9 protein-coding genes are annotated in these 10,993 nt (G+C 58.5%); 5 read left to right on the top strand and 4 right to left on the bottom strand.

All coding sequences use genetic code 11. The annotated features are described in order from the left end of the window. Window positions 1-1,551, top strand: a 1,551-nt coding sequence (gene ctaD, locus EOB80_RS32435; protein WP_127332024.1) for a cytochrome c oxidase subunit I, incomplete at its 5' end; no start/stop codon positions are given. A 66-nt stretch (window positions 1,552-1,617) separates the two neighbouring features. Here the strand turns inward: ctaD and sdhD are convergent. Both sdhD and EOB80_RS32415 read right to left on the bottom strand, forming a co-directional pair. After that, a complete protein-coding gene (gene sdhD / locus EOB80_RS32430) occupies window positions 1,618-2,007 on the bottom strand; it encodes a succinate dehydrogenase, hydrophobic membrane anchor protein (RefSeq protein WP_127332022.1) in 390 nt (129 codons plus the stop codon). Window positions 2,008-3,039: 1,032 nt separating this feature from the next. Further along, window positions 3,040-3,225, bottom strand: a complete 186-nt coding sequence (locus tag EOB80_RS32415; RefSeq protein WP_127332018.1) for a hypothetical protein — start codon at window positions 3,223-3,225, stop codon at window positions 3,040-3,042. A gap of 576 nt (window positions 3,226-3,801) precedes the next feature. Here EOB80_RS32415 and EOB80_RS32410 point away from each other — a divergent pair. Continuing rightward, complete coding sequence (locus tag EOB80_RS32410) at window positions 3,802-4,590, top strand: alpha/beta hydrolase (RefSeq protein WP_127332016.1); 789 nt, start codon at window positions 3,802-3,804, stop codon at window positions 4,588-4,590. A gap of 7 nt (window positions 4,591-4,597) precedes the next feature. Then, window positions 4,598-5,704 carry a PAS domain-containing sensor histidine kinase gene (locus tag EOB80_RS32405; RefSeq protein ID WP_127332014.1) on the top strand — a complete coding sequence of 369 codons (1,107 nt, stop codon included), beginning with the start codon at window positions 4,598-4,600 and terminating at the stop codon, window positions 5,702-5,704. 1,076 nt (window positions 5,705-6,780) lie between these two features. Here the strand turns inward: EOB80_RS32405 and EOB80_RS32395 are convergent. Next, window positions 6,781-7,074 (bottom strand): helix-turn-helix transcriptional regulator, encoded by a 294-nt coding sequence (locus tag EOB80_RS32395; RefSeq protein ID WP_127332012.1) that lies wholly within the window; start codon window positions 7,072-7,074, stop codon window positions 6,781-6,783. 1,697 nt (window positions 7,075-8,771) lie between these two features. On the opposite strand from EOB80_RS32395, the gene EOB80_RS32390 reads away from it, so the two are divergent. Continuing rightward, window positions 8,772-9,647 carry a DNA ligase gene (locus EOB80_RS32390; protein ID WP_127332010.1) on the top strand — a complete coding sequence of 292 codons (876 nt, stop codon included), beginning with the start codon at window positions 8,772-8,774 and terminating at the stop codon, window positions 9,645-9,647. After that, a complete protein-coding gene (locus EOB80_RS32385; RefSeq protein ID WP_245463759.1) occupies window positions 9,631-9,966 on the top strand; it encodes a metalloregulator ArsR/SmtB family transcription factor in 336 nt (111 codons plus the stop codon). The genes EOB80_RS32390 and EOB80_RS32385 overlap by 17 nt, the downstream gene beginning before the upstream one ends. Window positions 9,967-10,353: 387 nt before the next feature. On the opposite strand, the gene EOB80_RS35710 is transcribed toward EOB80_RS32385, so the two are convergent. Further along, a complete protein-coding gene (locus EOB80_RS35710) occupies window positions 10,354-10,926 on the bottom strand; it encodes an FAD-dependent oxidoreductase (RefSeq protein ID WP_245466496.1) in 573 nt (190 codons plus the stop codon). Window positions 10,927-10,993 lie beyond the last annotated feature (67 nt).

Genomic DNA, 10,993 nt, shown 5'->3' with positions numbered 1-10,993 from the left:
CTGATCTTCGCCTTCATCGCGGGGGTCATCGGCATGCTCTTGTCGGTGGGCATGCGAATTGAACTGCAGCAACCCGGGATCCAGGTTTTCCCTGGGTTGGCATCGATGATCTACGGCTACCAAGGCGACGCGGCCATAGATGCCGGCAAGCAACTTTATAACGTGTTCACCACGGCGCACGCGCTGATCATGATCTTCTTCACCGTCATGCCCGCACTGATCGGTGGTTTCGCCAACTGGATGGTTCCGATCATGATCGGCGCCCCGGACATGGCCTTCCCACGCATGAACAACATCTCGTTCTGGCTGCTGCCGCCGGCATTGATGCTGCTTCTATTGTCGATCTTCATGCCCAGTGTCCCCGGCGGCTACGGTCCCGGGACCGGCTGGTTCCTCTATCCGCCCCTTTCGACCTCCGGCCATCCCGGTCCTTCCGTCGATCTGGTCATTCTTTCTCTGCACATCGCGGGAGCCTCTTCGATACTCGGCGCCATCAATTTCATCACCACGATCTTCAATATGCGCGCGCCAGGGATGACGTTGCATAAAATGCCTCTGTTCGTGTGGTCGATCCTCATCACCGGATTCCTGCTGCTGCTGGCCCTGCCTGTCCTGGCAGGGGCCATTACAATGCTCCTGACCGATAGAAATTTTGGCACCACATTCTTCGCGCCGGACGGCGGCGGCGATCCTATCCTGTACCAGCATCTCTTCTGGTTTTTCGGCCATCCTGAAGTCTACATCATGATCTTGCCGGCCTTCGGCATCGTGAGCCAGGTGATCTCGACATTTTCGCGAAAGCCGATCTTCGGCTATCTGGGGATGGTCTATGCGATCGTCGCGATCGGGGCGATCGGTTTCGTCGTTTGGGCTCACCATATGTACACAAGCGGAATAGGGCTGGACACGCAGCGCTATTTCACCTTCGCCACCATGGTGATCGCGGTGCCGACGGGGATCAAGGTGTTCTCCTGGATCGCGACCATGTGGGGTGGTTCCCTTAGCCTGCGCGCCCCGATGCTGTGGGCGCTCGGCTTCATATTCCTGTTCACTGTCGGAGGCGTGACCGGCGTACAGCTTGCAAATGCCAGCCTCGACCGGCAATTGCACGACACCTACTATGTCGTCGCACACTTCCACTACATTCTCTCGTTGGGTGCCATCTTCGGCATCTTCGCGGGCTGGTATTACTGGTTCCCGAAGATGACAGGATATTTGTACAATCCGCTTTTGGCTGGAATCCATTTCTGGACGACCTTCGTCGGTGTGAACCTCGTCTTCTTCCCCCATCACTTTCTCGGGATGGCCGGCATGCCGCGTCGCTATATCGACTATCCCGACGCTTTTGCCGGTTGGAACATGGTCTCCTCCTTTGGATCTTATCTGTCGGCCGCGAGTGTCCTGATTTTCCTTGCCGGCATCGTGGAGGCTTTCCACCGGCGAAGGGCCGCCGGCATGAACCCTTGGGGGCCGGGAGCCACCACATTGGAATGGGAATTGACCTCTCCGCCGCCTTTCCATCAATGGGACAGGCTGCCGAAAATAGAATGAAGACGGCTCGCCGTGCGCGACAGATAACGGGATCGGCGCTGAGTTGGAACCGCGCCGCGCTGCCGCCTATCGGAAGCTGATCACCAGCACGGCGAAAAAGCTGGCGAGGGCTACTGCCCAGCAAAACAACCAGTTGGCGATCAGCAGGACAGATTTCAGCACGGTGGCGTGGCAGTAGTCTTCGATGATCGATTGCATGCCCAGCCGCATGTGGACGCAGTTCACCAGAATGAAGGCGATGAGGGCGGGTGCGACATAGATCGATCCGACTACGCGGATGACGACATCTCGAGGCTCTCCGATCAGCCTTATAACGACCGCGACGATGTAAATGACGAGGATCAAAAGTGTAGCAGATGTCAGTCGTTCCAGCATGAACGTTTCGGTTCCGTGTTTCGCCGACCCAAGGCCCCGCACTCGAGCTAACGGAGTTCTGATCGAGTGTCTGTCAGCCATCTTGCTTCCCCTAACTCACCTGGTTCCTTTGCCCGTAACTCAAGCTGTTGCTGTCCAATGCTCGGGCTCGCGTCACGGATGGATAGTGCGCAAGCACGTTCTCCAGTTTGGCAAGGCGAGCTTTTTGGGCGGTTAGCTCGTATCCTGAACGCCATCGGATCTTGTTGGGTCTGCCAGCTGTCCACAACTCCTTTTCAAGGAGCGAGATGCTGAGGCGGACGGCGTCGATCTCTTTGACCAGCGCGGCCTTCACCAATTTCCGACTCTGCATCGCCTTAGTTCCGGTGTGCAAGGGTGGCGCCAAACACAGTGCATTTGGAAATGTTCCCCCGGTGGCCGTCCGGCGTTGAAAATTTAAACGCCTCGATGCTGCGCTCAAGGCGGTCGCCACAAGCCCACCCGGCACTCGGCAGCTGGGATCTCTACACAGTGTACGCCACCCTGGTCGGGGCTCGCCTCCAATTGGCCGCGGCGGTGCCGGGCGATGCCTAGGAACATGCTTGGCTCGCCCCTTGCGGCAGGTAAGATGAGCAGAATCTGTTCCTTTGGCCAACATGTCAAAAGCGCTTTCTGTTTCTCGATCGGGCAAAAAGATTTGCATCCCATTGCCGGGAACTGATCGATCCTCAAGAAGTTTGCGGGATTAGTCAGGAGAACGGACTATGCCGGACAACGATTCATCAAGACGCCTCGCGTTTTCGCACCAGCATCTATGTCGTGGAAGCATTCAGGAGGCCCCGGCCGTGGCAGAGGCTGCTGTCAAACGCGCACGTAAGCGTTAGTTTAGAGCAGCGATGGCGCGCCGAGCAGCGCGGCGGCAATGGCGATTTTCGCCCGAGTGCCGAATGATTATTCGGCGATCGACCGCTCGATCCCAGCGCCCCAATTCAAGCCGTCCGACGACATCGGCGACAGGCCAGTCGTTCTCGGCGCAGCCGCGGATCGAGGCCACAGCAGGAGGTATTGCCGGCCGACCCGCGCCCCCGGCAGATCGAACGGATCGATGGCGGCTGTGGCGCTGGCCTCGCTCTCTCAGTTCTCCGCGTGACTAAAGACGACGGCGCCGTTGTCTTTACGAACTTCAACTGAAACGATCCCATCGTCACCCTTACGGGTCGGGAACATCGCGATGGCATGGTCTTTTGCCGCCTTCTCCGCGTCGAAGGAGACTTTGTCGACGATGCCGCGTCTTCCATACCAGATGACAGTGAAGGGCATTGGCACTCACATGCTTTCCGCTAAGCATATAGGAGATCGGCCCGTCGTGCGACAGATAGGGCGGATAAACTTCAACCGAGACAGTGCCCGGCCTAGCAGGCGGGGTAATTGTTGAGCGATATGTTACCGGCAGACGTCGCTACCAATAGCATCCCCAGCTCTTTTGCGCTTCACGCCTCATGTCCAAGCGTGCCTCAAGCGGAGAAGGTATTTTCCCCATGGACGAACTCCACACCAATGCGCGTGAGCGAATTTTCCGCTATCCGTATCCTCGCATCGTCTCCCGACAGCATTCAAACCGATGGATGTTGTTCCAGAAGCAGAATCCTCGTCCGCACCGGCTGCCTCGTAATCGACGAACCCCTCATGCCCAAGGAAGTCGACGATATCGACCGGATGAGTTCGTCGTCCTCGACAACGAGCACCGGAATGGGCTGCGCATATGGTTATACGAACAACTTCACCAACTCCACGTGCAGACTAGAGATACGCTCCGAGTGCGGGCGTCATTTCGTTGCCATTTGAAGTTTTTTTCAGACGGGCTATTTAGGTGTCGATTTCCTCTGGTCTGAAGACATGTACGTTCTGAAGCGCAACAATGTTCTGGCTCATGGCACGGGACCTAAAACGATGGTGTTTGCCCACGGCTTCGGCTGTGATCAAAACATGTGGCGTTTCGTCGAGCCTGCATTCCGCCACGATTTTCGCACCGTACTTTTCGACCAGGTAGGGGCTGGGAAGTCCGACCTGTCTGCGTACGACAGCGCTAAATACGCCTCGCTGGACGGCTACGCGGATGACCTCATTGAAATCGGTCGGGCTCTCGAATTGCGGACAACGGTATTCGTCGGGCATTCCGTCAGCGCAATGATCGGGGTGCTCGCATCCTTGAAGGCACCGGAAATATTCGAGACCCTTGTTTTGGTTGGTCCGTCTCCGCGCTATATAAACGATGACGGCTATGTCGGCGGCTTTTCAGAGGCTGATGTCGAGGGCCTGCTTTCATCTCTAGCCGACAACCACATGGGCTGGTCGGCCGCGATGGCGCCAGCAATTATGGGGAACGCGGATCGGCCGGAACTTGCTGAGGAGCTGACCAACAGCTTTTGTCGAACTGATCCCGACATCGCTCGTGAATTTGCGCGGGCCACATTCACATCCGACAACAGAGCCGACCTGCCGAAAGTCACCGCGCGGACGCTAGTGCTGCAGTGTTCCGACGACATCATTGCCGGCGATCAAGTCGGTGAGTACGTCCGCGACCACATCGCGGGCAGTAAATTGGTTCACCTCGACGCGGTCGGCCACTGCCCAAATCTCAGCTCGCCGCAGGAAGTTGTTGCGGCGATACGGTCGTTCGTCTGACTACACAATGAACGCTGGTAACAGATACCTCGACCTTTTTGAGAACGCGCCTTGTGGCTACCTCGTTGTAGCTGCCGATGGGCGCATCGACGACGCAAACACTACTTTCTACAAATGGACCGGGTTTTCTAGGGAGGCAGTTGTCGGGAAACGCTTCCGTGACATCCTCAATATCGCCGGAAGAATGTTCTATGAGACACATTTCGCTCCCCTGTTGAGGATGCAGGGCTCCTTTGATGAGGTTGCGTTGGACGTGATGAAGTCGGATGGCGAGAGCCTGTCAGTCCTAGCCAACGCCTGGGAAAAGCGGACGCCCACTGGAGAATTAATTGAGACACGCGTGGCGCTCTTTCGCGCGACGCAGCGTCGACGCTACGAGCGAGAGCTGAGTGAGGCCAGACGCGAGCTGCAGATCGGCCTGAATTCCGCACAACAGACTGCGGAACTGCGCGAGCAGTTCATAGCGGTGCTTGGCCACGACCTACGAAATCCCCTGGCTTCGATTTCTGCTGGCGTCCACATGCTGGCCCGAAGCTCTGACACCAGCGACGAAAAAACCTCCCAAGTCCTGCGCCTCATGCTGGCGAGCGTTTCCCGGATGAGCGGCTTGATCGACAATGTCTTGGATTTCGCGAGAGGTCGACTTGGAGGGGGTCTCGGACTATCGAGGGACCGCGATAACCCGATCCAGCCCGCATTGCAGCAGGTGCTTGACGAGATAAGATCAAGCTACCCGGAGCGTCAGATCGAGGTGTCGTTCAATCTGGACGGATGCATGATCGATGCTGATCATGCGAGGATCGCGCAGCTTTTCTCGAACCTGATGGGAAACGCCATCGCCCATGGCGACCCTGAAACTCCGATCAAGGTAGCCGCGCAGGTTCAGGACGGCCTCTTTAGCCTGTCGGTTGCGAACGGCGGTAAGCCTATTCCGGAATCGGCGCTGCAACGCCTCTTTCAGCCATTTTATCGAGGAGAGGCAAAGAGCCGCCAACAGGGCCTGGGATTGGGGCTCTTCATCGCGTCAGAAATTGCCCGCGCCCATGGTGGAAGCTTGGACGTAGTCTCCGATGTGGAGCAAACGCGCTTTAGTCTCCATATCCCCGCAAATTGATCGCACAACTATCTCATGGCTGCTCTCCACCCCCGCTGCCGGAAGGTGACGGGCTCTTTTGTGCGTTAGCGGAACTTGATAGTCGGAACAGGTTCGAAACGGCGGCAGCGTCCCCGCTGCCGGTCGAGGTCCCCAAGCCTCGGCCGAGTCCGCCTCTGCCTGCCAGTGGGGCGGCCCCACTTTCGATTCAAGGCAACCTTGCTCGCAGGATGGAAGTTTGGATCGCGCTTGGTTTTCCTAGCCGAGAGGCGAAGCGTCGACAAGCCCGCGAGGCGGAACGCCGCTGCGGATCCGCAAATATCGCCCTTGGCGTGCTACCATCCGAGGATTGGGCTGACTGGTCACTACAACCCGAGCCGCTGGCGAAGGCCATCATTGAGACCGTGGAGCGTCTGACGAGTAGACCGGCCGCTGAAGGCACGACTAGAGGGGGCCTTGGCTTTGAGACCTGCCCGAAGCCGAGCTGCAAACGGGTTCCAGCCTTACGAAAGGGTTGCATGGGTTTCTCCAGGTTGGCCCGCCGCTGAGGTCACAGCGACGGGCCCTGCACCAGAGCTTGGACTTGAGGGAGGGAGTTCTCACACCAAGCACGTTCCCAACTTAGATTCCGGATGCATGTTCCTAAGGCCGGCGCAAAAACTTTATGACCCACCAAATACAACAATGCCCCTGCCAGACTCCTGGCGATTCTGCGAAAGGCCGGCATCTCGATTGAGACGTCCGCGCAGGCGGCTAGGACTCGCCGTCACACGGCGCGATGTTATCTGAGCGCGTCAAGAATCGCCGGGAAACGCGGAGCTTCAGTTCGATGCGATGGGCCCGACACGAACGTCAAGGGATTTGTAAGCCAGGTACGAATACAGGGTGGCTGCGGCATATGCCCCAAGCGAGGGCTGGATGGGGTGACAGCGAGCCGTTCCGATAAAAGCGGTAACCAAAGCGGCATACAGAATTGTGGCGGCGATGCCGACCATGCCGAAGCGTGCCAGCAGCTTGAGCGCGTCGTCGCCGGCAGACCGATGCTCAGGCACGCGCACTAGACACATACTCTCTACGCGGATGAAGGACCCTTATCGTTATGCTTGTCTCTGCCGGCGGCGCCACATTCTAGTGGTGGTGGCGAGACCGCTATGACCTTCAGGGCGGGCTAGCGACTGAGCGCCTTCGAAGGTGAAAGTAATTCCCGCGTCCTCAAACGCTTGGCGCATGGCTGCGATCTTGTGGGGACGCGGATTTCGAATACCGTTCTCAAAATCTCTGATCGCCATTTCGCTGAGACTGGCTTTTGCGGCAAGGCGCACCCGCGACCAGTTCAGCAGGGCGCGTGCTGTTCTCGATTGAGCTGCTGAGAGTTGGGTTCGGCTGTCCATAGGATGTGAACATTCGATAACTCTAAAATGTTCCTTCGATCTGTGCGACGATCGGATGATCGATCTTCCCCGCGAGGGGGACGGTCGTTACGAGCGATGTCTCAGCGATGCATGTGACAGGCTACAGGCGGCGCCGGGACGAGAGTGTGGGGCAAGCAGCGGGCGGGTGAAACGAGGGCTGCGGCTTGGCGGCGTCCGCCCGCTATCGGGACCAACCCTGTCGCGGCTTGTTGACCTGTGCTGGTTGGTCCCAGCACACTCCAGAACCTGCCCGGCATCTTCCGGTGGGCTTTTTGTGAATCAGCGGAACCTGATATGCTGCGGCAGGTTGAACAAGCGGCAGCGTCCCCCGCTGCCGGTCGAGGCCCCCAAGCCTCGGTCGGGTCCGCCTCTACCCGCAAGTGGGGGCGGACCCACTGAGTCTTGCGGACCAGGCAACTGGTTTCCGAAATCCATCATTGCTGGTCAGTGACGGGGCCTTCGCGCTGGCGCTGCTACACACCCTTGCAGGCACTCTATCGTGTCTGGGCCCGACTGAAGCCCGACATGGACTCGCAAAGGTCCGACCCTGAAACAACGGAGCCTTTTCTACATTTGGAAATGTGACCGTCGATCATCGTCCCTTCGTCGGCGGTTGGCTGAGTACCCGCCACGGCTCGGTGGCGTGGTGGGTACTCATTCATGGAGAGCGCATGTGAGGTGCAGCGTGGTGAAGGCTGATGAGCCGCCTACCTTATCTAGATCGCCTGGACGATCTCGTTCGTCAGCACAAGCAATTTTCCATCGAAGGGGAGATCCTGCGTGCGGAGTGCCAATTATTCGCTACGTCTTGGCGAAAATCGACAGAAGATCTACGGGAATGGTTGGCGGGGCCTGGGAGTGTCCGAGTAGCGCGGCTTCGACTTATACTGTTTCCGGGATCTGAAACTGGACTATCCTCCCACGGGTCTTGCGACTCCAGCCGCTCGGGCCAAGCCGTTCCTGTCCGAGGCAGCTAGTTTTTTCATGGCGACGAAAAATCACCGCAGCATAACAAGTACCCCGCTTCAGCAAAAGCTAACGGAGCAGTCTTCAGCAGCCAAGGATCGGAACGCTGGAAGCCTCGTACTGGGTGGAAGCTTCCGCAGCCCGTCTCGCGGCATCGGCAAATGAGTGCGAGACGGCTGTTTCGCGTTCGATTTGAGCGCCCTGGGACCTGCGGCCCGCCGCCTATTGAGGCGCCGGCGGCGGACCTGTATAAGCGGCTACATCCATAGGGGATCGACCGCTCAGAGGGTCAATGTGCCAGATCGCTTAGCGAAGCTCACGCATTGTCTGCTCACCGCACGTCAGGCAGGTTAGAGCTATCCTGCATGCCGCTTGCCGGGATTACGGGCCCACGATCGGGTAGCTTCGTCCTCTCCATCGAACTTTCATCGTCTAGAAGCGTTCGGTCCGCTCGGTCAACAGTGTAACGATCAGGGAAGCGCAGAGGAAAGCACGTGCGGTAACGGTTGATTCAACCATTGCTGGTATATTAGGTGTGAGTGGCGGCTCCGGCATTCGGGCGGGCGCTTCAGTGCCGGAGCCGCCTGCGCAGTCCGGTTGGGTTTTGACCGCGCCGTCCTATAATGGGACAGCGCGGTCAATGACTCGTTAAAATGCTACGAGACTAATTAAGCGTGTGCTAAATTGAATCGCAGTTTGCGAGTCAGTTCATGCGTTTGAAGTTCATCAAGCCGCAGGAGCCTGTCCTGGCGCTGAAGCCGCCGGTTAGCAACGGCTGGCTGTGCGAAATCAAAGATGATGGCTGTTGCACCCAGATCATTCTCGATTGGGCCGGCGCGCTCACCTTCACCCGCATGGGGATAGACCGGTTGAAACGTCACCGGCCTGTCGTCACTGCCGCCGAGCAGCTGAAAGCGAAATCCTTCATTCCCGGCGGCGAGATGATCGCGCCGCAGCCGGGCGGGCGGCCGAACTTTCACGCGATGCATTCGCGCATGGCGTGGAATGCCGAGCTGCTCGCCTTCGTCGCCTGCGATATCCTGCATAAAAGTGGCGAAGATCTGCGCTGGCGGCCAGCAGTCGAGCGCAAGGCAATCCTGCGGGAGCTCATCCAGCCGGCCGAAGGCATCGTCCAGTGCAGCCAGCATGTCGAAGGCGGTGTCGAGATCTACGAAGCGGCCGATCGGATGAGCCTCGAAGGTATCGTCTCGAAGCGCAAGGTCACCCCTTACCGCAGCGGGGCAAAGGATGCAGTCTGGCTGAAGTGCTGGGACATTGATTTTGAACTTATTGGGATCAAGCGGCAGCCCGGCGAGTGGACAGAGAGGCTGTTCGCACGACACGTCAAGAATGTCGGCAAGGCGGTGATCGCCAAAACCGATGCAATCAAGAACTGGCTCTGGACACGCGAGCAGAAGGCCAAGGCCGGGCCACCGAATGGCGTTCCCACGGCGCAGGTCACGCCTGAGGTCGAATGGGTGAAGCCGGACATCAACGCTCGCGTCCGGACGCTACGCGGCGAGCCCAAGCTGCGCAATGCTCTCGTGCAGGATCTGTGGGAGATCAACAGTGGTGGCGCTGGCTGAGGAAGACAGATCGGAAAAGTTGCCCAGTTATGCCGCATCCGCGGCCGGGCTCCTCGCGGCCATGGGCAACGAGAAGCGACTTCTGTCTCTGTTCATAATGGCCAAAGGCGAGATACGGGTCCGCGATCTGGCATTTCGGGTTGGACTGAGCCAACCCGCTCTCTCTCAGCATCTTGTCATGTTGCGGAAATTTGATTTGGTTGCCAAGAGACGCGAAAGGAACACAACCTTTTATTCGTGCACCGACCGGGCTCTGAAGCTCATTCAGCTTTTGGAAAGATGGGTAGAAAACGACATGCTTTCTGACCTCAATCCGTGACAGCCAGTCGGTTTGGTGATGGCCTGTGGCAACGGAGTTCGACTGTTCGTTTGCAAGTAGTTGGACCGCGCATTACGGCAGCGTATCAGTTTGAAATTTGACGCCGCGCCTATCGCGAACCGGGGCAGATCGTGGGCGCCCCGTCGCGACGACGTGTGCGCTCAACAGTGCACATTTTGACAGCGACGGGATCGTAGGGGAGGCGCTATCGCGGAATGGCCGACGGGCTACCTAGACCATCAGGTTTAATTGCTGGATTCCTATTGTGCCGGTAGCGTAACTGAGCTGGGGCGTCCAGCACTGGCCGGCACGGCGTGGTCCACCCCCAAATTCGCAACCGTGCCGGCCTTCGTTAGGTCAGACGCTACCCCATGGCAGGGTGGCCGGTCAGCTTCCCGGCCTAGACTGAAGTGCGTTGTCGATATGTCTTGCTGCGGTGGCGGCATGACCAAACGCAACGGCAATTTGATTGAGGCCCTCAGCCACGTCTCCAATGGCATAGAGGCCCGCAGTCGACGTTTCGAGGTGTCGGCTGACCAGAACATATCCTTGCGCGTCACACCCTGCACCGAGTGCGACGGCAAGTTTCAGAGCGCACATCAGAGCCCATTGCGGGGTACACCACATCCACGTCCCGCATTGGCGCACCGTCGGCCATGACAACGTCGAACCCGGTTGCCCGCGCGACCAGATTCTCGACGGTGTCCCAGATTCGATGACGCCTGCCGAGGCCATGCCGCGAGCGTCCTCGGAAATATCCTCCGGATAGCTGGCGAGCAAGGTGACCTGACCGCTGTACTCCTTCAAGAACAGGGCCTCCTTGAGTGCCAGATGCACTGGGCCTACGACGCCGATGCGCTTGCCCACGGCCTCGTAGGCGTCGCAGACCGGACACAGTCGGACGGTGCCGGCCGCCACCGCCTCCTCCAGCTCTTCTATTGCCGGGGCCTTGGTCCACAATCCCGGTTGCAAGAACCATGCGCTGTGCTCGGATGGTCCCGAAAGTGGTCGTCAGCAGAAAGGTCCC

Source organism: Mesorhizobium sp. M7A.F.Ca.MR.245.00.0.0, from assembly GCF_003997415.1.
Taxonomy (GTDB): Bacteria; Pseudomonadota; Alphaproteobacteria; order Rhizobiales; family Rhizobiaceae; genus Mesorhizobium.
Note: the sequence above shows the minus strand (reverse complement) of the source record. Positions and strands in the feature narration are given on the sequence as shown.

Coding starts and splice junctions, on each gene's coding strand:
- sdhD (WP_127332022.1), bottom strand. CDS start 2,007: ATGGCTGACAGACACTCGATCAGAACTCCGTTAGCTCGAGTGCGGGGC.
- EOB80_RS32415 (WP_127332018.1), bottom strand. CDS start 3,225: ATGCCCTTCACTGTCATCTGGTATGGAAGACGCGGCATCGTCGACAAA.
- EOB80_RS32410 (WP_127332016.1), top strand. CDS start 3,802: ATGTACGTTCTGAAGCGCAACAATGTTCTGGCTCATGGCACGGGACCT.
- EOB80_RS32405 (WP_127332014.1), top strand. CDS start 4,598: ATGAACGCTGGTAACAGATACCTCGACCTTTTTGAGAACGCGCCTTGT.
- EOB80_RS32395 (WP_127332012.1), bottom strand. CDS start 7,074: ATGGACAGCCGAACCCAACTCTCAGCAGCTCAATCGAGAACAGCACGC.
- EOB80_RS32390 (WP_127332010.1), top strand. CDS start 8,772: ATGCGTTTGAAGTTCATCAAGCCGCAGGAGCCTGTCCTGGCGCTGAAG.